This window comes from Roseospirillum parvum (assembly GCF_900100455.1).
In the GTDB taxonomy this organism is placed as follows: Bacteria; Pseudomonadota; Alphaproteobacteria; order Rhodospirillales; family Rhodospirillaceae; genus Roseospirillum; species Roseospirillum parvum.
Genome location: NZ_FNCV01000003.1, coordinates 322,704 through 348,182, shown reverse-complemented (window position 1 = coordinate 348,182; position 25,479 = coordinate 322,704). Strand labels below are relative to the sequence as shown.

Below are 25,479 nucleotides of genomic sequence, written 5' to 3'. Positions count from 1 at the left end.
CGATGGTCACGGGGGCCGAGGAGGGAGCGGCGCCGGACAGCGCCCGGCTGACCGATCTGGTGCTCGACATCGACGGTTTCGAGGGGCCCATCGACCTGCTGCTGACCCTGGCCCGCGAGCAGAAAGTCGACCTTGCTCGCATCTCCATCCTCCAGTTGGCCGAGCAGTACGTGGCCTTCGTCCAGCAGGCGCGCAGTCTGGCCCTGGAGTTGGCGGCCGAGTATCTGGTCATGGCCTCGTGGCTGGCCTACCTCAAGTCGCGCCTTCTGCTGCCGGTCGAGCAGACCACCGAGGCCGAGCCCAGCGGCGCCGAGATGGCCGCCGCCCTGGCCTTCCAGTTGCAGCGGCTGGAGGCCATGCAGCGCGCCGGCCGCGACCTGATGGCCCGGCCCCGCCTGGGCCGCGAGGTGTTCGCCAACGGCCAGCCGGAAGGCATCGCGCTGATCGCCACGCCGGTCTACGATCTCGGCCTGTTCGACCTGTTGCGGGCCTATGGCGACATCCGGGCCCGCCGCGAGACGCAGACCCTGGAAGTCCAGGCCTTCGACCTGTACTCGGTGGAGGAGGCGATTCGCCGCCTGCGCCAGATGCTCGGCGACTGCCCCGAGTGGACCCGCCTGGAAACCCTGCTGCCGGCCGAGGTCGGCTCGCCGTTGCTGTGGCGCTCGGCGGTCAGCGCCCATTTCGTGGCGGTGCTGGAGTTGGCCCGCGACGGACGGCTGGAGGTGCATCAGGAGGGGCCGGGATTCGCCCCCATCCTGATCCGCAGGAAGGAGGCCCGCCAATGACCGCCGACGAGACCCGCCCAACCCCGGAGTCGGCGCCGGGCATCGACGATCCGGCGGCCCTGCTGCCGCTGCCCGAGGGGGCCGACCTGAGGCCCCATGCCCGCATCGCCGAGGCCTTGCTGTTCGCCGCCCCGCGTCCCCTGACGCCGCGCGAGCTGGCCGAGCGCCTGCCCCGGGGCTGCGACGTGGGTCAGGTGCTGGACAGCCTGCGCGCCGACTACCAGGGGCGCGGCGTGCACCTGGTCAAGCTGGGCGAGGGCTATGCCTTCCGCAGCGCGCCCGATCTCGCGCCCTACCTGACCGAGCACCGCAACGAGACCCGCAAGCTGTCGCGGGCCGCCGTCGAGACGCTGGCCATCATCGCCTACCACCAGCCGGTGACCCGGGCCGAGATCGAGGAAATCCGCGGCGTGGCGCTGTCACGCGGGACGCTGGACGTGCTCCTGGAGGCGGGCTGGATCGGCCCCCGGGGGCGCCGCCAGAGCCCCGGGCGGCCACTGACCTGGGGGACCAGTGACTCCTTTCTCGACCACTTCGGTCTGGGCGGGCTGGACGAGTTGCCGGGCATCGAGGATCTGCGCGCCGCCGGCCTGCTCGACAGCCGCCCGGCCATCGCCGCCTACGGCGCCCGGGCCGACGAGCTGCCGCTGGAGGAAGAGGACGATCCCGAGGACGATCCCGAAGCCTGAGGATGGCGTTGATCCCGGCCGCGGAAAGATTGCGTGGCGCACGGCGATCTGCGATAGTGCGGCCTAAGCATAAACCGCCTCCGGGTTCTTGACGGGGGGTCCTCTGGTGACCGGGGGCCGTCGAACCGAGGGGAGGGGCTTTTGCACCGGGGGAAGGTCGGGCAGTCGTCCGGGGGGATGACCATCGACCGCGCCAGGGGTTGGGGCACCGAACCACGGATCATGTCATGCCGGGCCGCGGCCCTGGATGGCGTTGCCGCCGCGCGCGGGACGCCATTTTCGGGGTTTCGGTCCGGGTCCACGCCCAACCGGGGGCATAGCATCCAAGAGTGAAGCGGGAGCACGAGATCCATGGGTCTGAGCATTTGGCAACTTCTTATCGTCCTCGTCATCGTCCTGGTTCTGTTCGGGGGCTCGGGCAAGCTGTCCAGCCTGATGGGCGACGCCGGCAAGGGCATCAAGGCGTTCAAGTCCGGCCTTGGCGGCGACAAGGGCGAGGCTGAAGCCGACACCAAGCAGATCAAGGACGAGCCGGCGGCCGCCAAGCCGGCCGCGCCGAAGGCCGAAGCCAAGCCGGCCCCGAAGGCCGAGGCCAAGCCGGCCGCCAAGAGCGACAAGGCCTGAGGACGATCCCGGCCGGCGCCGTGGTCCGCCGAGGGCGGACATAGGGCGCCTGGCCTGTCGGCACCGCTTTCGGAGGCGCGCCCTTCACTCTTCTGGGGGCGCGCTGCCGGAGGGTTGCTCTGTCTTGACCTGTCCCACCACGCGAAGGGCCGCCTCGGATTCCAGGGGGCGGCCCTTGTCTTGACCGGGTCTTGACCGGGTCTTGACCGGGTCTCGACCTAGCCTCGACCGGGGGCTGGCCGGGAAAGCCAGCGGCGAGAGGGGCGCCGCCGCGTCGCCCTTGAGCCGGCGCCCGCCGGGCGACTCGGCCTGTCCTGTTGCGGTGGCGGAGCGGGCCGGCGGGCGTGGTCATCAAACCCCCTCTTCTCAGCGTCTTCCAATGACGCTAAACCTTGGCCCCGAGGTTGGCGCCATGCCGCTCCGGACCCGTCTCGGCGGCGGGGAAGGTTTTGTCTCCCTTTCGAACAAGGCCCGAACATGCTGGACCTCGGTTGGATCGAGCTTCTGGTGGTGGCGGTGATCATGGTGCTGGTCATCGGCCCCAAGGAGCTGCCCCAGGTGATGCGCACCCTGGGCATCTGGATGGGCAAGGCCCGCTCGTTGGCCCGCGAGTTCCAGTCCTATCTGGACGAGGCGGTCAAGGACGCCGAGCTGGACGACGTGAAGAAGACCGTCGACGGCCTGAAGAACAAGGACGCCGGCCGCGCCTTCGATCAGGCGGTGGACCCCGATGGCTCGCTGCGCGAGGGGCTGTCGGAGGACCTGAAGACCGCCAAGGCCAGCGGCAGCGGGGCGGACGCCCCGGCCAAGGCGGCCAGCCAGCCGCCGGCCCCGTCCGCTGACGGCAAGCCCGCCGATCCCAAGCCCGCCGGTGCCAAGTCCACTGGCGCCAAATCGACCGGCGCCAAGCCCTCTGGCGGGCGCGCCAAGGCTGGCAGCGGTGGCGGCCGCAAGACCACCACCCCCAAGGCGACCCCCAAAGCCACCCCCAAGACGCGCCCTGACGGCGGGGCCGATGGAGAGCCCTCGTGAGCGACAACCCCGCCGACAACAAGATGAGCCTGATCGATCACCTGATCGAGTTGCGCCTGCGCCTGATGTGGATGCTCGGCGCCTTCATCGTCGGGTTCCTGATCTGCTACGCCGTGCGTCTGCCCATCTATGCCTTCCTGGTCGTGCCCCTGGCCGACATCATGCAGGAGGTGGGCGGCACCCAGCGCATGATCGCCACCGGGCTGGCCGAGCCGTTCTTCACCTACATCAAGGTGGCGGCCTTCGGCGGCATCGTGCTGTCGTTTCCGGTCATCGCCTATCACATCTGGGGCTTTGTGGCGCCCGGCCTGTACCGCCACGAGAAGCGCGCCCTGTTGCCTTTCATGGTGGCCAGCCCGGTGCTCTTCGCGGTCGGCGCGGCGATGGTCTACTACCTGGTCATCCCGCTGGCCTGGCGCTTCCTGCTGGGCTTCCAGACGGGGGCCGAAGAGACCGTGCTGCCGGTCCAGATCGAGGCCCGGGTGGGCGAGTACCTGACCCTGGTCATCCGCCTGATGCTGGCCTTCGGGCTGAGCTTCCAGTTGCCGGTGGCGCTGGTCCTGCTGTCGCGGGTGGGGCTGGTCACGGCCCAGGGCCTGGTCGACAAGCGGCGTTATGCGATTGTCGGCATTTTCGTCGTCGCCGCCATCATCACGCCGCCCGACGTGGTCAGCCAGATCGGCCTTGGCATCCCGCTGCTGCTGTTGTACGAGGCCTCCATCCACGCCGTGCGCCGGGTCGAGGCGGAGCGTGCCGCGCGCCATGCCGGCGATGACGGAAGCTTCGGCCGCGACGGCGACGAAACCGACTTCAACGACGACTGACGGCGTCGCCCCCGGGCCGCGATGGCTCCGGGGGCGGCCTACCCCCGCCGACCCCAGACCCCCGGACCCCGCCATGCTGGACCTGAAATGGATCCGCGAAACCCCTGACGCGCTGGACCACGCCCTGGCCCGCCGTGGCGCCGAGCCGGTGGCCGAACGGCTGGTCGAGCTGGACCGCCGGCGGCGCGACCTGCAAACCCGCTTCCAGGCCATGCAGGCGCGGCGCAACGAGGCCAGCCGCGAGATCGGCCAGCGCAAGAAGGCCGGGCAGGAGGCCGCCGAGCTGATCGACGAGGTGGCCCGCCTGAAGGCCGACATCGCCGCCGTCGAGGATGACGAGCGCGAGGTCGGCCAGGCTCTGGAGGACCTGCTGCTCGCCCTGCCCAACCCGCCGGCCGACGAGGTGCCCGACGGCCCCGACGAAAGCGCCAACCGCGAGCTGCGGCGGGTCGGCACGCCGCCGGCCTTCGACTTCGAGCCCAGGGACCACGTGGCCCTGGGCGAGGCCCTGGGAGGCATGGACTTCACCACCGCCGCTGGCCTGTCCGGGGCTCGTTTCGTGGTCCTCAAGGGGGCTTTCGCGCGCCTGTCGCGGGCCCTCGCCCAGTTCATGCTGGACACCCACACCAGCGCGCACGGCTATACCGAGATCAACACCCCGGTGCTGGTCCGCGACGATGCGCTGCGCGGCACCGGGCAGTTGCCCAAGCTGGTCGACGACATGTTCCGCACCGATGGCGGGTTGTGGCTGATCCCCACCGCCGAGGTGACGCTGACCAACACGGTGGCCGACAGCATCCTGGCCGAGGCCGACCTGCCGCGCCGGATGACCGCCCACACCCTGTGCTTCCGGGCCGAGGCCGGGGCGGCCGGCAAGGACACCCGGGGCATGATCCGCCAGCACCAGTTCGAGAAGGTGGAGATGGTGTCCATCGTCCGCCCCGACGATTCGGCGGCCGAGCTGGAGCGCATGACCGGCTGCGCCGAGGCCATCCTGAAGGCCCTGGAGTTGCCCTACCGGGTGATGGAACTGTGTGCCGGCGACATGGGCTTCGCCGCCCGCCGCACCTACGATCTGGAGGTCTGGCTGCCTGGCCAGCAGGCCTATCGGGAAATCTCCAGCTGCTCGGCCTGCGGCGACTTCCAGGCCCGCCGCATGAAGGCCCGCTATCGGCCCGAGGGGGACGAGAAGGGGACCCGGCTGGTCCACACCCTGAACGGCTCCGGGCTGGCCGTCGGCCGGGCCCTGGTGGCGCTGGTCGAAAACCACCAGCAGGCCGATGGCAGCATCCGGGTGCCGGCCGCCCTGCAGCCCTACATGGGCGGGATGACGGTGATCGCCGGTCATGTCTGAGCCGGACTCCGCCGCCCAGGTCGCCACCGAGGCCGCAACCGAGATCGCGGACGATCTGCTGCCGCCGCTGGCCGACCTGTCGCGGGCCCGCATCCTGGTCACCAACGACGACGGCATCAACGCGCCCGGCCTGGCCCTGCTGACCCGGCTGGCCGAGAGCCTGTCGGACGACGTCTGGGTGGTCGCCCCGGAAACCGAGCAGAGCGGCACCGGCCATTCGCTCAGCCTGCACGACCCCTTGCGCTTCCGCGAGATCGAGCCACGCCGCTTCGCCGTTGCCGGTACCCCCACCGACTGCGTGCTGCTGGCCGTCCACAAGCTGATCGAGGGGCGGCGGCCCGACCTGGTGCTCTCCGGGGTCAACCGGGGGGCCAACCTGGGCGACGACATCACCTATTCCGGCACCGTGGCGGCGGCCATGGAGGGCACCCTGCTGGGCGTGCGCTCGATCGCCCTCAGCCAGATTTTCCGCTACCCCGAGCCGCCGCCGTTCGAAACCGCCGAGGCCCATGGCCCCGATCTGGTGCGCCGTCTGTGCGCCCAGTCCTGGCCGCGCAACGTGCTGGTCAACGTGAACTTCCCCAACTGCCCGCCAGAGGCGGTGAGCGGCCTCAAGGTGACCCGCCAGGGACGGCGCAAGATCGGCGAGGGGATCACCGAGCGCACCGACCCGCGCGGCCGGCCCTATGTGTGGATCGGGCCGCAGCGCAGCGGCGAGCGGCACGGCGATGATTCCGATCTGGGAGTGATCGGCCGGGGCATGATCTCGGTCACCCCGCTGTGCGTCGATCTGACCCACCGGGCCACCCTGGGCCGTCTGGCCGAGGTCCTTGACGATCCCGCCCCGGAGGCGCCCCCGGGGGCGAAACCATGACCTACGCGGCCCGCAAGATCCGCCTGATCATGGAGTTGAGGACCCAGGGCATCACCGACACCCGGGTCCTGGCCGCCGTCGAGCGGTTGCCCCGCGAAGCCTTCGTGGCCGAGCCGTTCCTCGACCAAGCCTACGAGAACAGGGCCCTGCCCATCGACTGCGGGCAGACCATCAGCCAGCCGCTGGTGGTCGGCTTCATGACCCAGGCGCTGGACGTGGGGCCGCGCATGAAGGTGCTGGAGATCGGCACCGGCTCGGGCTATCAGGCGGCGATCCTGGCCCGGCTGTGCCGTCGGGTCTACACCATCGAACGCCACCGCGACCTGCTCACCCGGGCCGAGCGGCGCTTCGCCGACCTGGGCCTGACCAACATCACCGCCATTGTCGGCGACGGCCACAAGGGCTGGCCCGAGCAGGCCCCCTTCGACCGCATCCTGGTCACCGCGGCGGCGCGTCAGGTGCCCCAGGGGCTGGTCGACCAGCTGGCCGAGGGCGGGGTGATGGTGGTGCCGGTGGAGGCCGCCGGCGGCGGCCATCAGGAGGTGGTCCGCCTGACCCGGCGCGACGGCGCGGTGCACCGGGAATCGCTGATGGACGTGCGCTTCGTGCCCCTGGTCGCCGGCCTTCCCGGGTAAGGCGCCGGGGGACGCTTCAGGCCTCGCGCGGCAGGGTGATGTGGAAACAGGCTCCCTGGTCGTCGGGGCCGGGATCGACGCCGACACTCCCTCCGTGGTGCTCGACAATGCGCTTGACCAGCGCCAGGCCGACACCGGTGCCGTCCACCGACTGGGCCGGATGGCCGCGCTGGAAGATGCCGAACAGGCGTTCCGCCTGATCGTCCGGCACCCCCAATCCGTTGTCCGTCACCTCGATGCGCCAGGCGCCAGGGACCTCGCGGGCGCTGATCACGACGCGGGGTGGGCGCTCGGGGTGGCGGAACTTCAGGGCGTTGGCGAGCAGGTTCTGGAAAACCAGGGCCAGTTGGTCGGGGTCGCCCCGCACCGTCGGCAGCAAGCCGGCGATCGACACCGAGGCCCCGCTTTCCGCCACCGCCATGACCAGATTGTCGAGCGCCGCCGTCACCGCCAGATCGAGGTCAACCTCCACCGCGGCCGGGACCTGGCGGCTGACCCGGGCGTACGCCAGCAAGCCTTCGATCTGGCGGTTCATGCGGTGGGCCCCATCGCGGGCGAAGTCCAGGAACTCTGCCGCCTCGGAGCCGAGATCGGGGCCGAGCCGGCGCTCCAGCAGCCGCAGGTAGCTGCTCACCATGCGCAGCGGCTCGCGCAGGTCGTGGGAAACGGCGTGGGCGAAGGTTTCCAGTTCGGCGTTGGAGCGGGCCAGGGCCAACTCGGCCGTCTTTTCCCGGGTGATGTCGGTCAGCAGCCCGGACCACAGGGTCGAGCCATCGGCCGGCGCGGCGCTGGTGTCGCGGATGGCGTGGGCCTTGATCCAGCGCTGGCCCTGCGGGGTGTCGAGCCGCATTTCGCCGTTCCATTCGTCGACGCTGCCGTCGCTGTTCCTGAGGTTGGCCTGGTGCAGGGCCGCGCGGTCATCCGGATGGAGCAAGGCAAACACGGCGCCAGGATCGGCCATGACGGTTTCGGGATCAAGGCCGGTCATTTCGCGGATGCCCGGGCTGATGTAGGGAAACTCGCCGCGCCCATCGACGTGCAGGCGGTATTCGTAGATCACCCCGGGGATGGTCGCGGTCAGGCGCTGCAGGCGCCGTTCGCTGTGTTCCAGGGCGCTTTCGGACTCCCACACCTCGATGATCAGGGCGGCCAGATCGGACAGGTGCGCGATCTGTTCCAGGTCCTCGGGGCTCGGTTGGCGCACCTCGCGGTAATAGATGGCGAAGGTGCCCAGCACCCGGCCATCGCGCCCCTTGATCGGTTGCGACCAGCAGGCGGCCAGCCCGGTTTGCGCCATCAACTCCCGGTAATCGGCCCAATAGGGGTGGCTCAGGATGTCGGCGACGATCACCGGCTCGCCGCGCGCCGCCGCCGTGCCGCACGAGCCGACGCCGTCACCGATGGCCAAGCCTTCGACCGCCTGGTGATAGAACTCGGGCAGGCTGGGCCCGGCGCCGAAGGTCAGCCGGTTGCCGTCCACCAGCATGACGGCGCACACCATCTCCGGATGCACCTCCTCGATCAGCCGGACCAATGCCTCCAGCGCCGCCGCAGTGCTCTGGCTGACCAGCAGCACATCAAGCACCCGCTTCTGCCAGTCGAGCAGCAGCCGGCGGGTGGTCGGATCAACGCTCGCCAGGGCGGGCAGCGGGGGGGCGGATGGCGGCGGGCTCATGGGGGGATAAGGCCGTGAAGCAGATGAGAGGAGGGGGCGCAACCTCGGCGTTTATGCGATCAATGCGCACAGCAGGTCAAAACATTACCTCAAGGCGCGGAGTGATCGAAACCGAGCCAAAAGGAATAACCGATCGCCCCGACGTTTGAAATGCTTCCGATAAGCTGCCCGTTTGTCGAAAAATGTCAGGCTCCCGGCCACCTTCGGGGGTGCCGGGGCGGCCTGTGGTGGCATCCTGTTGCCAGCCAGGCGGTGGCCGGGTATGACCGGAGCGCAAGGCCCGCCGGCACCGCCGCCGGGTCGACTCCGCACCTGTCAGGGGCCGATCCATGCCGTCCACGCCGACCCCCCCGTCCGACTCGAGCCCCAACCCGCGGGTGGCGGTGCTGGTGCCGTGCCACAACGAGGCCGCCACGGTCGGCCAGGTGGTGGCCGACTTCAAGGCCGCCCTGCCCGGGGCCACGGTCTACGTCTACGACAACCGCTCGACCGACGACACCGCCGCCCTGGCCCGCGCCGCCGGCGCCGTGGTGCGGCGCGAGGAAATGGCCGGCAAGGGGTTCGTGGTGCGCCGCATGTTCGCCGACGTGGAGGCCGACATCTACGTGCTGGTCGACGGCGACGCCACCTACGACGCGACCCGGGCGCCGGAGTTGGTCGCCCGGCTGCGCGACGATCATCTGGACATGGTGGTCGGGGCGCGCCGGCTGGTCGACGCCAAGGCGGCCCGCCGGCCGGTGCACCAACTGGGCAACCGGCTGCTGACCGGGGCCGTGGGGGTGATCTTCGGGCAGCGCTTTTCCGACATGCTGTCGGGCTACCGGGTCTTTTCGCGACGCTTCGTGAAGTCGTTCCCGGCCGCCTCGACGGGCTTTGAGATCGAGACCGAGATCAACGTCCATGCCCTGCAGATGCATGTCGCCGCCGCCGAGATCGAGACCGACTATTTCGAGCGCCCCGAGGACAGCCACTCCAAGCTCAACACCTGGGCCGACGGTTTTCGCATCCTGTGGACCATCATGGTGCTGTTCAAGGAGGTCCGGCCGTTTCCCTTCTTCGGTCTGATCTTCGCGGCCCTGGCGGTGATCGCCACCGGCCTTTCGGTGCCCCTGCTGCTGACCTACATGGAGACTGGGCTGGTCCCCCGCCTGCCCACGGCGGTGCTGTCCACCGGCCTGATGCTGCTTGGCTCGCTCAGCCTGTCCTGCGGCATCATCCTGGACAGCGTGTGCCGCGGGCGGGTCGAGGTGAAACGCCTCGCCTGGCTGGCCCAGCCGGGACCGGAAGGCCCGGCCGAGTCCTGATCTCAGCCGACCTGACCACAGCCGAAAGGCAGCATCATGAAACGGTTTTTCGTCGTCGGGCGGGCCGCCCTGGCCGTCTGCCTGCTTGTCGTGCTGGTTGCGCGTCCCGCCCTGGCCGAGGAGGAAACCTTCAGCCAGAACGAGATCCTCGAGGCCGCCCGGGGCTTCTTCGGCGCCACCACCGAGGGGTTGGCCCAGGTGGTCGAGAAGGTGTTCGCCGACCATGGCCGGCCCAACGCCTACATCACCGGCGAGGAGGTGAGCGGCGCCATCGGTGTCGGCCTGCGCTATGGCGAGGGCACCCTCAACCGCAAGGGCGGGGCCACCCGGCCGATCTACTGGCAGGGACCGTCGGTGGGCTTCGACCTGGGCGGCAATGCCTCGCGGGTGTTCACCCTGGTCTATCACCTGGGGGCGGATCACGAGCTGTATCAGCGCATTCCCGGCGTCGAGGGGACCTTCTACTTCGTCGGCGGGGTGGGGGTGAACTACCAGCGCTCCGGCGAACTGGTCCTGGCCCCCATCCGCACCGGGGTTGGCTTGCGGGCAGGGGCCAACATCGGCTACCTGCACTACAGCCACGAGCACTCCTGGATTCCCTTCTGACACCCCCCTCTCCAAGGTGTGACCACCGCTCCCTTCTTGAAGGGCAGGGGGCGCAATATTTTCCAATATCAGAACCTTGTGGCATGTTGTGTGGGTCGCCAAGCAGGCAGCATGCCCCAAGGCGCCGGCCAAGCGCCTTTTTTCACATCATTGCGTTGGCGCGTCGGCTTTTTTGTCGCCCGGCCCGGGTCGCGCCACGCGACAAAAAAAAGCCGGCGCCATGTCGGCAAATGGTTTCTTATGCCGGCCGGTCCGTGCTAGAGGAAGGGCGAACCGGCTCCCCGGGGCCGCTGGCGTTGTGTTCGCGGCCGAGGCCGCGCGGGCTGACCCGCCCGCTATCCGCCGGAGCCACCACCGGGCTGTTCGGGTGGGTCGTCCCCGTGTGTGGACCGTCCCCGTGTGGCGCGGGAGGTCCTTGAAGAGCCATTCTGAAGAGGCAGGCAAGGCATGACGAGGCGCTGTTTCAAGGACCGCCGTGGCATGGGTCGTGGCATGATGAGCGTGGTGGTGATGGTCGGCTTGGCCCTGGGCTGGGGCTCGCCCGGTCTGGCCGAGGCCGCCGGCCCGCGCGAGGCGTTGGGTTTCCTGCAGCAGACCATGCCGGTGACCGACGCCTGCGGCCTGGAGCAGCCCTCGCTGCTGGCCTGCGGCCTGAACGCCCTGAACCACAGCCTGAATGGCATCGAGGCCGAGAACTACGCCGACATCGACGCTGTGTTCGATGCTGACCGCCAGCAGTTGCAGATTCAGGCCTTCCTCATCGGCACCTTCCCGGCGACGCAGCGCAACTGCCGGGAAATTCTCAACCGCATCCGCTGGGACGCCGGCATCGACGGGCGCAACGGCTACCTGATCAAGGCCTCGCGCGGCAGCCTGTACGCCTATTTCTTCGAGCCCGGCCGGTTCGGGGTCAAACGGGCCCCGAACCAGCTTTTGCGGGACCTGGACAGCGTCACCTTCGTGCGGGTCTTCATGCACGACCGCGACAACCAGAAGGTCGAGTGCTCCGGTCCCCTGGTGTCCAAGGACATCTTCTACTAGTAGAGAAAAATCCGTTCCCCGGGGGCCGCCCTTTTCGGGCGGTCACGGTGTGTTCCGGCAATTCCGCACCAAATCGGTCGAGAACGTTCGGCGCGCAGGGGGGAATTTCAGGAACGCCCGCGGTTCAACCCCAGATCGGCAGCCTCGATGGCCGGGGCGCGGCCGGCCATCAGGTCGGCCAGAAGCTGGCCGCTGCCCGCCGCCATGGTCCAGCCCAGGGTGCCGTGACCGCTGTTCAGCCACAGGCCGGGCAGGGGCGCCGGGCCGATGATCGGGCACGAGTCGGGGGTGGCCGGGCGCAGACCGGCCCACGGCTGGGCCTCGGCATAGTCGCCGGCGTGGGGCAGCAGGGCGCGGGCGTGGTCGCGCACCACCGCCCAGCGGCCCGGGTCCACATCGTCGCCATAGCCGGTCAACTCGGCGGTCCCGGCGGCGCGCAGCCGATCCCCCAGGCGGGCGTAGACCATCCGCGTGTGATGGTCGATCAGGCTGTGGCGGGGCAGATACTCGGCCGGGGTGGCCGAGGTGTCGACGGTCAGTGAATAGCCCTTGGCCGGATAGATCGGCAGCTCAAGACCAGCCTTGCCGGCCAGCGGGGCGGAAAAGCTGCCCGCCGCCAGCACCACCGCGTCGGCGCGCCAGGGGCCGTCGGTGGTTTCCACCCCGATCACCCGCCGCCCGCCGCCCTCGACCAGCAAGCCGCGCACCGGGCAGTCGAACCGGAACCCCACCCCGGCCTGGGCGGCGTGGGTGGCCAGGGCGCGGGTGAACAGGTGGGCGTCGCCGGTCTCGTCGTCGGGACTGAGCAGGCCGCCGGCCAGATCGCCAAGATGGGCCAGGGCCGGCTCGCGGGCCTTGATGGCAGCGGCCTCCAGGGGCTCCACGGCCAGCCCGTTGGCCCGCATGGCGGGCACCGCGCGGCGCGCCCGGGTCCAGCCTTGCGGCGTCCGGTAGAGGTTGAGGATGCCCGGCCGGGCCTGCTCGTAATCAAGGTCGAGCTGGTCGCGCAGGGCACCCAGGCAGACCCGCGAGTGGACCGCCAGCCGGAGCGCCCGGGCCTGGTTGGCCTGGGCCCGGCCCGGGGTGCAGTTGCGCAGGAATCCCAGCAGCCAGCCCCACAGTTCGGGGTCGGGTTTCCACCACGGCAGGACCAGCGGGGCGTCGCGCCGGCCCAGCCAGCCGATGGCCTGGATCAGGTTGGCCGGGCTGGCCCAGGGCTCGGTGTGGCTGGCCGAGATCTGCCCGCCGTTGGCCCGGCTGGTTTCCTCGGCCGGGCCGGGGCGGCGCTCCAGCACCGTCACCTGATGGCCGTCGGCGGCCAGATACCAGGCGCTGGTGGTGCCGATCACCCCGGCTCCGATGACAATCACCCGCACGGCGGTTACCCTTTTTTTCGAACGCGATCCATGTGCCCCGCCCGGACGGCCACATCGGCGCGGTGGCGCTGCCCCGCCCGGCGCGGTGGCGCCGCCCCGATATAGCCGTCCGGGCGGGGCCGCGCCAACCTTCGGGAGTCTTTCCGCCATGTCCGACCCCAGCGCCGCGCTGCGCCTGCTGACCGTGGCCGAGAGCGCCGCCGCCGACCACGCCGCCGCCGTGGCCGGGGTGCCCGGCATCAGGTTGATGGAAAACGCCGGCCAGCGGGTGGTCGAGGCGCTGACCGCCCGTTTCGCGCGCGGCCCGGTGGCGGTGCTCTGCGGCCCTGGGAACAACGGCGGCGACGGCTTCGTGATCGCCCGCCGGCTGGCCGAGGCGGGCTGGCCGGTGCGCCTGGGGCTGCTCGGCGACCCGGCGGCCCTGACAGGCGACGCGGCCCACATGCGCGACGCCTGGGCCGGTCCCGTCGAGCCCCTCTCGCCGGCTCTGCTGGAGGGCGCCGGGCTGGCCGTCGATGCCCTGTTCGGGGCCGGCCTGACCCGGCCTCTGGAGGGCGTGGCGGCCGAGGTGATCGCCGCCCTGGGCCAGCGCCGGCTGCCGGTGGTGGCGGTCGACCTGCCGAGCGGCATCGCCGGCGACACCGGGCTGGCGTTGGGGGAGGCGCCCGACTGCGCGCTGACCGTCACCTTCGCCCGCGCCAAGCCGGGCCACTGGCTGCTGCCGGGACGGCTCAAGAGGGGCGAACTGGTGGTCGCCGACATCGGCATCCCCGAGGCCGCCGTGGCCGCCCAGGACGGCCGCCTGTGGCTCAACGACCCGGCCCTGTGGACGCTGCCCCGGCCCGACCCGGCGGGCCACAAGTACAGCCGGGGCCACGCCCTGGTGGTCGGCGGCGGGCGGCTGACCGGGGCCGGCCGGCTGGCCGCCCGGGCGGCGCGGCGGGTCGGCGCCGGGCTGCTCAGCGTGGCCGCCCCGGCGGCGGTCCATGCCCTCTATGCCGGCGACCAGCCGGGGGTGATGGTGCGCCCGCTGGATGGTCCGGGCGATCTGGATGCCCTGCTCACCGACTCCCGCCTCAACGCCTGGCTGCTCGGGCCCGGCGGCGGGGCCGGCGAGGTGCTGGCCGGTCGTGTGCTGACGGTGCTGGCCAGCGGCCGCCCGGTGGTGCTGGATGCCGACGCCCTGACCAGCTTCGCCGAGGCCCCGCAAAGCCTGTTCAGGGCGGTGCGCGGGCCGGCCGTGCTGACTCCCCATGGCGGTGAGTTCGCCCGCCTTTTTCCCGACCTCGACCCGGCCCGCCTGGGCCGCCTGGAGGCGACGCGCGCGGCGGCCCGGCGCAGCGGCGCGGTGGTCGTCCTCAAGGCTTTCGACAGCGTGGTGGCGGCGCCCGATGGCCGGGCCGTGATCAATGCCAACGCGGTGCCCGATCTGGCCAGCGCCGGCACCGGCGATGTGCTGGCCGGTTTCGTCCTCGGCCTCCTGGCCCAGGGCATGGCACCCTTCGAGGCCACCTGCGCCGCCGTCTGGCTGCATGGGGCGGCGGGCCGGGCGGTCGGCCCGGGGCTGATCGCCGAGGACCTGCCGGAGGCCTTGCCCGGGGTGCTGCGCCACCTGTTCGGGGCGCCCGATCCGCGCTGACCCGAAAACTTCCTTCTTGTCCGAGCCCCTTGCTCTGGTAACACTGAGGACTGAAATAATCGGAAACAATCCGTGATGTGCGGTGGCCGGAGTGGCCATCGCTCGCAGCAGAGAGGCAGGGCATGGCCAGCGAGACGATCACCGAAACGGCGCCTCCCGAATCCCCGCAAGGGACGGGCGGGCTTGGCTTCATGGAGCGCTTTTCCCGGCTCTGGCACGGCTACGTGGGGGGCGGGCGCAGCGATCTGTCCGACCTCAAGCCGGGGCTGCCGGAGTCCGACCTGATGCGCGTCCAGGCCCAGATGGAGGCCTGTCTGGAGGGTCTGGGCGGCGAGGTTTCGGCGCGCCAGCGGGCGGCCGCCCTGGGGCGCGCCTACACCGGCCTGAACGAGGAGGGGCGGGCCCGCTTCCTGCATCTGCTGGCCGCCGAGTACGGCCCCGACCGCGACGCGGCGCTGGCCGCCATGGCCGCCTATCAGTCGACCAACCCGGAGGACGGCACGGCCCTGGCCCGGGCGGCGCATCGGGTGCGCCAGGCCCTGCAGCCGCCGCGCGTCCGCCTGATGACCCAGTTCAATGCCCTGCCCGAGGGGGTGCACTTCCTGGTCGACATGCGGGCCGAACTGCTGCGCCTGTCGCGTCGCGACCCGGCCCTGAAGGCCCTGCAGGGCGAGTTGAAGGACCTTTTGACCAACTGGTTCGATGTTGGTTTCCTGAACCTGGAGCGGCTGACCTGGCGCTCGCCGGCGGCGGTGCTGGAAAAGATCATCGCCTACGAGGCGGTGCACCGCATCGACAGTTGGCAGGACCTCAAGAACCGCCTCGACTCGGACCGTCGGCTGTACGCCTTCTTCCACCCGCGCATGCCCGAGGAGCCGCTGATCTTCGTGCAGGTGGCCCTGGTCGGTGGCATCTCCGACAGCATCCAGGCGCTGCTCGACGAGGAAGCCCCGGTGCTCGACCCGACCAAGGCCGACACGGCGATCTTCTATTCCATCTCCAACGCCCAGCGCGGGCTGGCCGGGATCAGCTTTGGCAACTTCCTGATCAAGCGGGTGGTGCAGGAGCTGAGCACCGAGTTCCCCAACCTCAAGACCTTCGCCACCCTGTCGCCGATCCCCGGCTTCAGGGCCTGGCTCGACGCCCGGCTGGCCGGCGAGGGGATCGAGGCCCTGCTCACCAATGCCGAGCGCAAGACCCTGAAGGCCCTCGGCAAGGACTGGGAAGAGGCCCCCTCGACCATGCTCGCCGAGGTGCTGGGCCACTCCGACTGGCTGTCCGACGAGGCCACGGCGGCGGCCGTCAAGCCGCTGCTGCAACGGCTGGCGGCGCGCTATCTGTACCTGGAGAAGCGCTCGCCACGCGACGGCGTGCCGGCCGAAGGCCCGCCGACGGCGCTCGACCCGGTGGCCCACTTCCATCTGACCAACGGGGCGCGCCTGGAGCGCCTGAACTGGATGGCCGACACCTCGACCAACGGCCTGACCCGCTCGGCCGGCATGATGGTCAACTACCTCTACAAGCTGAACGAGATCGAGAAGAACCACGAGTCCTATACCGGCCAGGGGCGCATCCCCGTGTCCTCGGCCATCCGCAACCTCGCCGAGGGGTAGGGCGAAAGACCCCGGGACAAAAAGCCCGACTCGGCGGAAAACTTGACTTGACGCCGAGTCGGGTTGGTGATTCCCTGGGTTGGCCATGCGCCCGACCCACAGCGACCTCAAGGACAGACTGCGCCGCGCCGTGGGCCCCATGATCGGGGCCGTGGCGGTGGTCTACTTCGGCTTCCACACGGTGCATGGCGATCGCGGCCTGCTGCGCTGGTGGCAGGTGCGCCAGGAACTGGAGCAGGCCCGCGTCGAGGCCGCCGGGCTGGCCGCCCAGCGGGCCGAACTGGCCGAGCGGGTGCGCCTGCTGCGCCCCGACTCGCTGGATGCCGACATGGTCGAGGAATTGGCCCGGCGCCGCCTGGGCATGGGCTATCCGGGCGAGCGGGTGGTGCCGCTGGTGCCGGGCGAGGGGCTCGACGAGGGGCAGTGAGCGGCGCCTCTGGCGGCTTCCGGGATGCTCCCTGGATGCTGCGACGCAGCATGTCGGCTTGATTGCTTGTGCATTGCAAAACAAAGTTTTATTCCCGGATCGCCTTGATTCCGCAAGGGCCTTGCCACATCTCTGCCGCAGGGGTCCGCGGCGTGCCCGCCCGGGTCCGGTGCATCGCCAGCCGGTGATGGCCCAGCGTCCGGAACAACAAGGGAAGCCCAGCCGATGGCCGAGCAGACGTCAGCCCAGGGCCGCAACAGCGGCCCCGCCAAGGGCCGCCGCCGCAAGGGGCCGAGCAAGCAGGGTCCGGGCAAGCAGGGACCGGACAAGGACGAACTGGTTTCCTGGCTGCGCGACATGCTGCTCATCCGCCGCTTCGAGGAGAAGGCCGGCCAGCTTTACGGGATGGGCCTGATCGGCGGTTTCTGCCACCTCTACATCGGCCAGGAAGCGGTGGTCGTCGGCGTGCAGGCGGCCGCCGAGCCGGGCGACACGGTGGTCACCAGCTACCGCGACCACGGCCACATGCTGGCCACCGGCATGGACCCCAACGGGGTGATGGCCGAGTTGACCGGCCGCCGCGACGGCTATTCGGCCGGCAAGGGCGGCTCCATGCACATGTTCAGCCGCGACAAGGGCTTCTTCGGCGGCCACGGGATCGTCGGGGCGCAGGTGCCGATCGGCAGCGGGCTGGCCTTCTCGCACCGCTACCGCGAGGACGGCGGGGTGTGCTTCACCTATCTGGGCGATGGCGCGGTCAACCAGGGGCAGGTCTACGAATCCTTCAACATGGCCGCCCTGTGGTCGCTGCCGGTGGTCTATGTGATCGAGAACAACCGTTATGGCATGGGCACCTCGGTGGCCCGCCACGCCGCTCGGGGCGAACTGTTCCGGCGCGGCGAGGGCTATGGCATCCCCGGCCAGGGGGTCGACGGCATGGACGTGGTGGCGGTGCGCGACGCCGCCCTGGAAGCCGCCAGCCATGCCCGGGCCGGCAAGGGGCCGATGATCCTGGAGATGGGCACCTATCGCTATCGCGGCCACTCCATGTCCGACCCGGCCAAGTACCGCTCGCGCGAGGAGGTCAACAAGATCCGCTCCGAGCAGGACCCCATCGACAAGGTGCGCGCCCTGCTGCTCGACGGCGGCCATCTGGACGAGGACGGCCTCAAGGCCATCGACCGCGAGATCAAGGAAGTGGTCAACGCCGCCGCCACCTTTGCCCAGGACAGCCCGGAACCCGACCCCGACCAACTGTTCACCGACATTCTCATCGAAGCCTGATGGAAACCGGGCCTGACAAAAACCGGGCCCGACAGAAAAGGGACACCCGAGCCCCATGCCCATTGACGTGCTGATGCCGGCGCTCTCGCCGACCATGACCGAGGGCACGCTGGCCCGCTGGCTGAAGACGGAAGGCGACCCGGTGGCGGCGGGCGACCTTCTGGCCGAGATCGAGACCGACAAGGCGACCATGGAAATGGAAGCCACCGACGAGGGCACCCTGGGCCAGATTCTGGTCCCCGCCGGCACCACGGGGGTGGCGGTCAACACCCCCATCGCCCGTCTGCTGGGCGAGGGCGAGGACAAATCGGCGCTCGACGACGCCCCGCCGGCCGAGGCCCCGCCTCAACCGGCCCAGCCCGACGACCAGTCGGCGGACCAGCCGGCGGAGAAGCCCGCCGCGCCCCCGGCGGCGGCGAAGTCGGCCCCCACGGACGATCTGGCCCAGGATGACGATCCGGTGGCCGGGCTGATCCGCACCACCACCGCCTACAGCCCACCGGACGACACGCCCGATCCGACGCCCCAGGGCGACAGCCCGGAAACCAGCGTCCGTCAGGCCCTGCGCGACGCCATGGCCGAGGAAATGCGGCGCGACGACGCGGTCTTCGTGATGGGCGAGGAAGTGGCCGAGTACCAGGGGGCCTACAAGGTCACCCAGGGCCTGTTGGCGGAATTCGGCGGCAAACGGGTGATCGACACCCCGATCACCGAGCACGGCTTCGCCGGTCTGGGGGTGGGCGCGGCCTTCGGCGGCCTGAAGCCGGTGGTCGAGTTCATGACCTTCAACTTCGCCATGCAGGCCGTCGACCAGATCATCAACTCGGCGGCCAAGACGCTGTACATGGCGGGCGGCCAGATGGGCTGCCCGATCGTCTTCCGGGGGCCCAACGGCGCCGCCTCTCGGGTCGGTGCCCAGCACAGCCAGTGTTACGCCTCGTGGTATGCCCACGTGCCGGGCCTCAAGGTGGTGGCGCCGTGGTCGGCGGCCGACGCCAAGGGGCTGCTGAAGGCCGCCATCCGCGATCCCAACCCGGTGATCTGCCTGGAGCACGAGCTGCTCTATGGCCAGACCGGCCCGGTGCCCGAGGACCCCGAGTGGGTCCTGCCCATCGGCCGGGCGCGCGTCGAGCGGCCGGGCGAGGCGGTGACCATCGTCGCCTTCTCGCGCATGGTCGGGGTGGCCCTGGAGGCGGCCGAGAGTCTGGCCGGCGAGGGCATCGAGGCCGAGGTGATCAACCTGCGCACCCTGCGCCCGCTCGACCTGCCGGCCATTGTCGCCTCGGTGAAGAAGACCAACCGGCTGGTCACCGTCGAGGAAGGCTGGCCGGTGGCCGGCATCGGCGCCGAGATCGCCGCCGCCGTCATGGAAAAGGCCTTCGACTGGCTGGACGCCCCGGTCGCCCGGGTGGCCGGGGCCGATGTGCCGCTGCCCTACGCCGCCAACCTGGAACGCCTCGCCCTGCCCGATGCCGAACGGGTCGCCGAGGCGGCACGCGCCGTCTGCCAGGGGCGCTACTGACGTCCCGTTCACCACCCGATCCAACCCCAGGGGGGAGTGCCAAGCCCGATGCCCATCGATGTCCTCATGCCGGCCCTGTCGCCGACCATGACCGAAGGCAAGCTGGCCCGCTGGCTGAAAGCCGAAGGCGACCCGGTGGCGGCGGGCGATCTTCTGGCCGAGATCGAGACCGACAAGGCGACCATGGAAATGGAAGCGGTGGAGGAGGGGACCCTGGGCCGCATCCTGGTGCCCGAGGGCACCGAGGGAGTGGCGGTCAACACCCCCATCGCCCGCCTGCTGGCCGAGGGTGAGGATGCGGCGGCGCTGGACGCGGAGCCGGCACAGGCGGGCCCGCAGCCGCCGCCGTCCCCCCAGGCCGAGACTCCCGCCGCCAAGGACGATGCCCCGAAAGGTGCCTCCAAGGCGCCGCGGCCCGCCCCTGGTCCGGCCACCCCGCCGGCCGACCGGTCGCGCGTCTTCGCCTCGCCGCTGGCCCGCCGGCTGGCGGCGCGCCATGGCATCGATCTGGCCGCCCTGTCCGGGCGCGGGCCGCGCGGGCGCATCCTCAAGGCCGATATCGAGGCGGCGGTCGAGGCCGGCGGGACGGCTCCCCAACCGGCGGCCGGCAAGACACAGGCCGAGGCGCCCGAGACGCCGCAAGCCGACGATCCTCTGCTGTTCGGCCTGCCGCCCCACGAGGCCAAACCCCATTCCTCCATGCGCCGCACCATCGCCCGGCGGCTCACCGCCTCGGCGCGGGACGTGCCGCATTTCAGCGTCGCCATTGATGTGGACCTCGATCCGCTGCTGCGCCTCAGGGCCGACCTCAACGGCCGCATCGCCGACAAGGCCGACCGGATCTCGGTCAACGATCTGATCGTCAAGGCCACCGGCGCCGCCCTTGTCGCCGAGCCGCGCTGCAACGTCGCCTTCACCGAGGCGGCGATCCTGCACTTCTCGCGGGTCGACATCGCGCTGGCGGTGGCCCTGGACGACGGCCTGATCACCCCGGTGATCCGCGACGTGCCGGCCAAGAGCCTGTCCACCCTGCATGCCGAGGCGCGCCGGCTGGCCGAGAAGGCGCGCGCCGGCAAGCTGACCCCGGAGGAATACAGCGGCGGCACCTTCACCATCTCCAACATGGGCATGTTCGGGGTGAAGAGCTTCACCTCCATCCTCAACCCGCCGCAGGGGGGTATCCTGTCGGTCGGGGCGGGGGAGCGCCGGCCCGTGGTGCGCGGCGACGAGTTGGCCGTGGGCACCGTGCTCAGCCTCAACCTTGCGGTCGATCACCGCTGCATCGACGGCGCCGTGGCGGCGGCCTTCATGGCCCGCCTCAAGGGTTTGATCGAGGACCCGATCACCCTGATGCTGTAGACTCCGGCGTCGTCACTCCCTGAACAAGGAATTTCAACCGTGTCCGCTCGCCTCCTGTTGCCGATCCTTGGTCTGTTCGCCCTGCTCGCCACCGCGCCGGCGCTGCCCGCCGGGGCCGAGGAGCCACCCGCCGATCAGGCGCCCGAGATGCGTCAGGTAAAGCCCGGTCCGCTGTCCGAGGCCGAGGACGCGGCGCTGAAGACGTCGTTCGACGCCTTCCGCATCGCCCTGCAGGACGAGGACTATGATTCGGCGGCGGCCCTGGTTTCGCCCAGTTCCTGGCCGGTGCTGGCCAGCATCCGCAACGCCGCCCTGTATGCCTCGGCCGAGGAGGTCAAGAGTCTGGCCATCGCCGATCAGATCCTGGTCCTGCGCCTGCGCCTGACCCATGACGCCGAGACCCTGAAAGCGGCCCACGGTCGCCAGTTGGCTGCCCTGGCGCTGGGCGCCGGGCTGTTCGGCCGCCAGGGGGTGGAGACCATCCAGCTCGGCCCGACCCGGGGCCTGGGCTGGACCGCCGAGGCCCTGATGATGAAGGCCGATGGCAAGCCGTCGTCGGTGTCGCTGATCTTCGAGCGGGTGGACAACATCTGGCGCCTCAACCTGCTGCCGGTGCTCGACATGGCCCGCTTCAGCTACGAGCGCCTGCGCGCCGCCGAGGACACCGCCCGTACGGCGTTCGTCATCGAAACCCTGGAGGGCGCGCTGGGCCGCAAGGTGCCCGACACGGCCTGGCAGCCGCTGGCCGAGCGCTGAAACTCCAGCAACGCGAAAGGAGCCCCCGCCGATGGCCGAACAGCGGAAGGCCGAGCCGGCGTTCCAGGTGGCGGTGGTCGGGTCTGGTCCCGGCGGCTACGTGGCGGCCATCCGGGCCGCCCAGCTGGGCCTCAGGACGGCCATTGTCGAGGCGGCCGAACTGGGCGGGATCTGCCTCAACTGGGGTTGCATCCCGACCAAGGCGCTGCTGCGCTCGGCCGACATCTACCGCACCCTGAAGCAGGCCGACAGCTTTGGCCTGAAAACCGGCGAGGTGGGCGCCGACCTCAAGGCCATCGTCGCCCGCTCGCGGCAGGTGGCCGGGCAGTTGTCGGGCGGGGTGGGGCACCTGCTGAAAAAGAACGGGGTGACGGTGATCCGCGGCCGGGCCCAGCTTGACGGCCCGGGGCGGCTGGCGGTGCGCGGCGAGAAGGGCACCGAGTCCCTCGCCGCCGAGCACATCATCCTGGCCACCGGGGCGCGGGCCCGCACCTTCCCCGGCCTGGAGGCGGACGGCGAGCACATCTGGACCTATCGCCACGCCCTGAAGGCCGAAACCCTGCCCAAGAGCCTGCTGGTCGTCGGCTCCGGCGCCATCGGCATCGAGTTCGCCAGCTTCTTCCACACCCTGGGCAGCCAGACCACGGTGGTCGAGGTGCTCGACCGCATCCTGCCCCAGGAGGACGCCGAAATCTCGGCCCTGATGGCCAAGTCGCTGAAGCGCGACGGGATGACCCTGCACACCGGGACCACGGTCGAGAAGCTGGAGGTGCGCGACGGCGGCGTGGTCGCCACCCTGGCCCGCGACGGCAAGCAGCACCAGGTGACGGCCGAGCGCGTCCTGCTGGCCGTCGGCATCAGCCCCAACAGCGCCAACCTGGGCCTGGAGGGGAGCAAGGTGAAGCTGGACCGGGGGCACGTGGTGACCGGACCCTTCGGGGTGACCGGCGAGCCCGGCGTCTACGCCATCGGCGACCTGACGGCGCCCCCCTGGCTGGCCCACAAGGCCTCGCACGAGGGGGTGCTGGCGGCCGAGCACATCGCCGGGGTCAAGGGGCTGGAACCGCTCGACCCCTTGCGCATTCCGGGCTGCACCTACGCCCATCCGCAGGTGGCCAGCGTCGGCCTGAGCGAGGACAAGGCCAAGGCCCAGGGGCATGCCGTGAAGGTCGGGCGTTTCCCCTTCATCGGCAACGGCAAGGCGGTGGCCCTGGGCGAGGCCGAGGGGCTGATCAAGACCATCTTCGACGCCGACACCGGCGAGCTGCTGGGGGCCCACATGATCGGCGCCGAGGTGACCGAGCTGATCCAGGGCTATGCCATCGCCATGGGCCTGGAAACCACCGAGGCCGAGCTGATCCACACCGTCTTTCCCCATCCCACCCTGTCGGAAATGATGCACGAAAGCGTCCTTGACGCCGAGGGGCGGGCCCTACATTTCTGAGTCACCCGCTCCGTTTTATCGAAAGCCGTTGCCGATGACCGTTCAGTCCCCGGCCGACGCCGCGCCGTCGGTCCGCCCCCGCCATCCCGAGAAGGCCCGTCGGCCGGACAATCCGTCGCCGCGCAAACCGGGGTGGATCCGGGTCAAGGCGCCGACCTCCAAGGGCTATGGCGAGGTGCGCCGGCTGGTCCACGACGCCGGCCTGCACACGGTGTGCGAGGAAGCGGCCTGCCCCAACATCGGCGAGTGCTGGGCCCGCCGCCACGCCACCTTCATGATTCTCGGCGACACCTGCACCCGGGCCTGTGCCTTCTGCAACGTGCGCACCGGCAAGCCCTCGGGCCTGGATGCCGACGAGCCCGGGCGGGTCGCCGCCTCGGTGCGTGAGTTGGCCCTCAGGCACGCGGTGATCACCTCGGTCGACCGCGACGATCTGGCGGACGGCGGGGCGGCCCACTTCGCCGCCACCATCGCCGCCGTGCGCCAGGCCTCGCCGGAAACCACCATCGAGGTGCTGACGCCCGATTTCCGGGGCAAGCAAGGCGCCCTGGAAACGGTGGTGGCGGCGCGGCCGGACGTCTTCAACCACAACCTGGAGACGGTGCCCCGGCTTTACCCGTCCATCCGCCCTGGGGCGCGCTACTTCCACAGCCTCAGCCTGCTGGCCCGGGTCAAGGAACTGGACCCGGCGATGTTCACCAAGTCGGGCCTGATGGTCGGTCTGGGCGAAAGCGTCGACGAGGTGAGCCAGGTGATGGACGACATGATCTCGGCCGGGGTCGACTTCCTGACCGTCGGCCAGTACCTGCAACCGACCCCCAAGCACGCCCCGGTGATCGATTTCTGGACCCCGGAGTCCTTCGACGATCTGGCGGCACGGGGCCGGGGGCGCGGCTTCCTGATGGTCTCGGCCAGCCCGTTGACCCGCTCCTCGTACCATGCCGACGCCGACTTCGCGGAGCTTCAGGCAGCCCGCCAGCGGGCCCTGTCCGGCCAGCGGGGTGAAAAAGAATAAGCCAGAAACGGCGAAAGGATTTGCCTTCGCCGAAAAATCCACTAGTTTCCGCGCCGTCATGCCCACGCACGCCGAAAAGCGGATCGTTCCGTACACCCAGAAGCAGTTGTTCGACCTCGTCGCCGATGTCGAACGCTATCCCGACTTCCTGCCTTGGTGCCTGGGGTCGCGCATCAAGCGCCGCCTGAGCGACACGGTGTTCGAGGCCGATCTGGTGGTCGGCTTCAAGATGATCCGCGAGCGCTTCACCTCGCGCGTCGAGCTGATCGGTACCGACAAGGTGAATGTCACCTACAAGGAAGGGCCGTTCCGCTACCTGAACAACCACTGGGTGTTCATCGAGCAGGAGAACGGCACCTGCATCGACTTCTATGTCGATTTCGAGTTCCGCTCGAAAATGCTTCAGAAGCTGATGGGCACCCTGTTCAACGAGGCGGTGCAGCGCATGGTCGCCGCCTTCGAGCAGCGGGCCCGGCAGCTTTACGGCCCCTCCGGGCTGTCCTCGGCCGGCTGAGCCGCCGTCTGGTCGGGGTCGTCCTCGACCGCCTCCTCCAGCATCGCCGCCAGCAGATCGAGCGCCGCGCTGACCGTGGCCCGGCGCACGTGGTCGCGGTCGCCCAGGAACTGGAAGCGCTTGTGGAGGATCTCCACGTCCGGGTCCTCGGCCGCCGGGTCCTCGCCCAGCCGGCGGGCCACCGCCACATGGACCAGTCCCACCGGCTTCTCCGCGCTGCCCCCGCCCGGACCGGCGATGCCGGTCACCGCCAGGGCCACCCCGGCCGGCGCGTTGACCAGCGCCCCATGGGCCATGGCGCAGGCCACCACCTCGCTGACCGCGCCGTGCTCGGCGATCAACTCGGCCGGCACCCCGAGCATGGTCTCCTTGGCGGCGTTGGCGTAGGTGACGAAGCCGCGTTCGAACACCGCCGAGGCCCCCGGAACGGCGGTCAGGCAGGCGGCGATCAGCCCGCCGGTGCACGATTCGGCCACCGTCACCGTCAGGTCGCGCTCGACCAGCAGGGCGATGGTCTGCTCGGCGGCGTGAACCAGATCGGCGGGCAGGATGCTCATTGGTGGCCTCCAAATGGCGGTGTCGATGGGGGTGGGGGTCAGCTCAGGGCCCACAGGACAAGGCCGCTCAGGGCCGCCGCATAGCAGCCGGCCAGAAGGTCGTCCACCATGATTCCAAGACCACCCTTCAGGCGCCGGTCGGCCCAGCCCACCGGCCAGGGCTTGGTGATGTCGAACAGCCGGAAGGCGGCGAAGCCGATCAGGTAGGCCAGCGGGTCGAGGGGCAGGGCGATCAGGGTCAGCCACTGTCCCGCGACCTCGTCGATGACCACCCGACTCGGGTCGGCGTCGCCGCTGCTCCGGGCCTCCTCGGCGCTGGCCCACCAGCCGACTCCGGCCACCACCAGGGTCGCCCCGGCCAGCAGCCAGGGGCCGCCCAGCCACGCCAGCAGGGCGGCCAGGGGCAGGGCGGCCAGCGAGCCGACCGTGCCCGGCGCCTTGGGCGACAGGCCGCAGCCGAACCAGATGGCCAGCAGGTGGGCGGCGGCGGAAGGCTTGGCGGGGGCAGGCATGGGCGACTCCAAGGT

Annotated in this window: 25 protein-coding genes; 21 read left to right on the top strand and 4 right to left on the bottom strand. The window is 70.5% G+C overall.

What is annotated here, in order from left to right:
• Positions 1–2: 2 nt before the first annotated feature.
• The 8 genes from BLR95_RS06750 to BLR95_RS06715 all read left to right on the top strand — a co-directional run bounded on the left by BLR95_RS06750 (position 3) and on the right by BLR95_RS06715 (position 6,820).
• Positions 3–788, top strand: a complete 786-nt coding sequence (locus tag BLR95_RS06750) for a segregation and condensation protein A (RefSeq protein ID WP_092617292.1) — start codon at positions 3–5, stop codon at positions 786–788.
• Positions 785–1,477 carry an SMC-Scp complex subunit ScpB gene (gene scpB / locus BLR95_RS06745; protein ID WP_092617289.1) on the top strand — a complete coding sequence of 231 codons (693 nt, stop codon included), beginning with the start codon at positions 785–787 and terminating at the stop codon, positions 1,475–1,477. Before BLR95_RS06750 ends, scpB begins: the two co-directional genes overlap by 4 nt.
• A gap of 351 nt (positions 1,478–1,828) precedes the next feature.
• On the top strand, positions 1,829–2,101 hold the full coding sequence (gene tatA / locus BLR95_RS06740; protein ID WP_092617286.1) for a twin-arginine translocase TatA/TatE family subunit: 273 nt from the start codon (positions 1,829–1,831) through the stop codon (positions 2,099–2,101).
• Positions 2,102–2,578: 477 nt separating this feature from the next.
• Positions 2,579–3,133 carry a Sec-independent protein translocase protein TatB gene (tatB, locus tag BLR95_RS06735; protein ID WP_092617283.1) on the top strand — a complete coding sequence of 185 codons (555 nt, stop codon included), beginning with the start codon at positions 2,579–2,581 and terminating at the stop codon, positions 3,131–3,133.
• Complete coding sequence (gene tatC / locus BLR95_RS06730; RefSeq protein ID WP_425438433.1) at positions 3,130–3,957, top strand: twin-arginine translocase subunit TatC; 828 nt, start codon at positions 3,130–3,132, stop codon at positions 3,955–3,957. Before tatB ends, tatC begins: the two co-directional genes overlap by 4 nt.
• 73 nt (positions 3,958–4,030) lie before the next feature.
• Positions 4,031–5,311, top strand: coding sequence for a serine--tRNA ligase (gene serS, locus BLR95_RS06725; protein ID WP_092617280.1), 1,281 nt, complete (start codon positions 4,031–4,033; stop codon positions 5,309–5,311).
• Positions 5,312–5,366: 55 nt separating this feature from the next.
• Positions 5,367–6,185, top strand: a complete 819-nt coding sequence (gene surE / locus BLR95_RS06720) for a 5'/3'-nucleotidase SurE (RefSeq protein WP_092617483.1) — start codon at positions 5,367–5,369, stop codon at positions 6,183–6,185.
• Positions 6,182–6,820 carry a protein-L-isoaspartate(D-aspartate) O-methyltransferase gene (locus tag BLR95_RS06715; RefSeq protein WP_092617277.1) on the top strand — a complete coding sequence of 213 codons (639 nt, stop codon included), beginning with the start codon at positions 6,182–6,184 and terminating at the stop codon, positions 6,818–6,820. Before surE ends, BLR95_RS06715 begins: the two co-directional genes overlap by 4 nt.
• 16 nt (positions 6,821–6,836) lie before the next feature.
• Here BLR95_RS06715 and BLR95_RS06710 read toward each other — a convergent pair whose 3' ends face one another.
• On the bottom strand, positions 6,837–8,495 hold the full coding sequence (locus tag BLR95_RS06710) for a sensor histidine kinase (protein ID WP_092617274.1): 1,659 nt from the start codon (positions 8,493–8,495) through the stop codon (positions 6,837–6,839).
• Positions 8,496–8,824: 329 nt separating this feature from the next.
• Between BLR95_RS06710 and BLR95_RS06705 the strand changes: the two genes are divergently transcribed.
• The 3 genes from BLR95_RS06705 to BLR95_RS06695 all read left to right on the top strand — a co-directional run bounded on the left by BLR95_RS06705 (position 8,825) and on the right by BLR95_RS06695 (position 11,446).
• Positions 8,825–9,799, top strand: a complete 975-nt coding sequence (locus BLR95_RS06705) for a glycosyltransferase family 2 protein (RefSeq protein ID WP_092617271.1) — start codon at positions 8,825–8,827, stop codon at positions 9,797–9,799.
• 36 nt (positions 9,800–9,835) lie between these two features.
• Positions 9,836–10,405 (top strand): DUF1134 domain-containing protein, encoded by a 570-nt coding sequence (locus BLR95_RS06700; protein WP_092617268.1) that lies wholly within the window; start codon positions 9,836–9,838, stop codon positions 10,403–10,405.
• A gap of 447 nt (positions 10,406–10,852) precedes the next feature.
• Entirely contained in the window at positions 10,853–11,446 is a 594-nt protein-coding gene (locus BLR95_RS06695; RefSeq protein ID WP_143130948.1) for a hypothetical protein, read from the top strand.
• A 107-nt stretch (positions 11,447–11,553) separates the two neighbouring features.
• Here the strand turns inward: BLR95_RS06695 and BLR95_RS06690 are convergent, their stop codons facing one another.
• A complete protein-coding gene (locus tag BLR95_RS06690; RefSeq protein WP_092617263.1) occupies positions 11,554–12,822 on the bottom strand; it encodes a D-amino acid dehydrogenase in 1,269 nt (422 codons plus the stop codon).
• A 148-nt stretch (positions 12,823–12,970) separates the two neighbouring features.
• Between BLR95_RS06690 and BLR95_RS06685 the strand changes: the two genes are divergently transcribed.
• The 10 genes from BLR95_RS06685 (at position 12,971) to BLR95_RS06640 (ending at position 24,395) form a co-directional block, all read left to right on the top strand.
• Positions 12,971–14,461, top strand: coding sequence for an NAD(P)H-hydrate dehydratase (locus tag BLR95_RS06685; protein ID WP_092617260.1), 1,491 nt, complete (start codon positions 12,971–12,973; stop codon positions 14,459–14,461).
• Positions 14,462–14,583: 122 nt separating this feature from the next.
• Positions 14,584–16,074: a malonyl-CoA decarboxylase gene (locus BLR95_RS06680; protein ID WP_245689320.1), complete on the top strand. Its 1,491-nt coding sequence runs from the start codon at positions 14,584–14,586 to the stop codon at positions 16,072–16,074.
• An 85-nt stretch (positions 16,075–16,159) separates the two neighbouring features.
• Positions 16,160–16,501 (top strand): FtsB family cell division protein, encoded by a 342-nt coding sequence (locus tag BLR95_RS06675; protein WP_245689318.1) that lies wholly within the window; start codon positions 16,160–16,162, stop codon positions 16,499–16,501.
• 225 nt (positions 16,502–16,726) lie between these two features.
• Positions 16,727–17,785 (top strand): pyruvate dehydrogenase (acetyl-transferring) E1 component subunit alpha, encoded by a 1,059-nt coding sequence (gene pdhA / locus BLR95_RS06670; RefSeq protein WP_092617257.1) that lies wholly within the window; start codon positions 16,727–16,729, stop codon positions 17,783–17,785.
• 55 nt (positions 17,786–17,840) lie between these two features.
• A complete protein-coding gene (locus tag BLR95_RS06665; protein WP_092617254.1) occupies positions 17,841–19,307 on the top strand; it encodes a pyruvate dehydrogenase complex E1 component subunit beta in 1,467 nt (488 codons plus the stop codon).
• Positions 19,308–19,355: 48 nt separating this feature from the next.
• Positions 19,356–20,666, top strand: coding sequence for a pyruvate dehydrogenase complex dihydrolipoamide acetyltransferase (locus tag BLR95_RS06660; protein ID WP_092617251.1), 1,311 nt, complete (start codon positions 19,356–19,358; stop codon positions 20,664–20,666).
• A gap of 39 nt (positions 20,667–20,705) precedes the next feature.
• Complete coding sequence (locus BLR95_RS06655) at positions 20,706–21,422, top strand: hypothetical protein (RefSeq protein ID WP_143130947.1); 717 nt, start codon at positions 20,706–20,708, stop codon at positions 21,420–21,422.
• A 31-nt stretch (positions 21,423–21,453) separates the two neighbouring features.
• The gene (lpdA, locus tag BLR95_RS06650) at positions 21,454–22,866 is read left to right on the top strand and encodes a dihydrolipoyl dehydrogenase (protein WP_092617245.1); all 1,413 of its coding nucleotides are present in this window, start codon (positions 21,454–21,456) and stop codon (positions 22,864–22,866) included.
• Between the two features lie 34 nt (positions 22,867–22,900).
• Positions 22,901–23,881, top strand: coding sequence for a lipoyl synthase (gene lipA, locus BLR95_RS06645; RefSeq protein WP_092617242.1), 981 nt, complete (start codon positions 22,901–22,903; stop codon positions 23,879–23,881).
• A 58-nt stretch (positions 23,882–23,939) separates the two neighbouring features.
• A complete protein-coding gene (locus BLR95_RS06640; RefSeq protein WP_092617239.1) occupies positions 23,940–24,395 on the top strand; it encodes a type II toxin-antitoxin system RatA family toxin in 456 nt (151 codons plus the stop codon).
• Here the strand turns inward: BLR95_RS06640 and BLR95_RS06635 are convergent.
• Both BLR95_RS06635 and BLR95_RS06630 read right to left on the bottom strand, forming a co-directional pair.
• Entirely contained in the window at positions 24,362–24,952 is a 591-nt protein-coding gene (locus BLR95_RS06635; protein ID WP_092617236.1) for a CinA family protein, read from the bottom strand. The two genes, BLR95_RS06640 and BLR95_RS06635, sit on opposite strands and share 34 nt — an antisense overlap.
• A gap of 38 nt (positions 24,953–24,990) precedes the next feature.
• On the bottom strand, positions 24,991–25,464 hold the full coding sequence (locus tag BLR95_RS06630; protein WP_092617233.1) for a phosphatidylglycerophosphatase A family protein: 474 nt from the start codon (positions 25,462–25,464) through the stop codon (positions 24,991–24,993).
• Between the last annotated feature and the right edge of the window lie 15 nt (positions 25,465–25,479).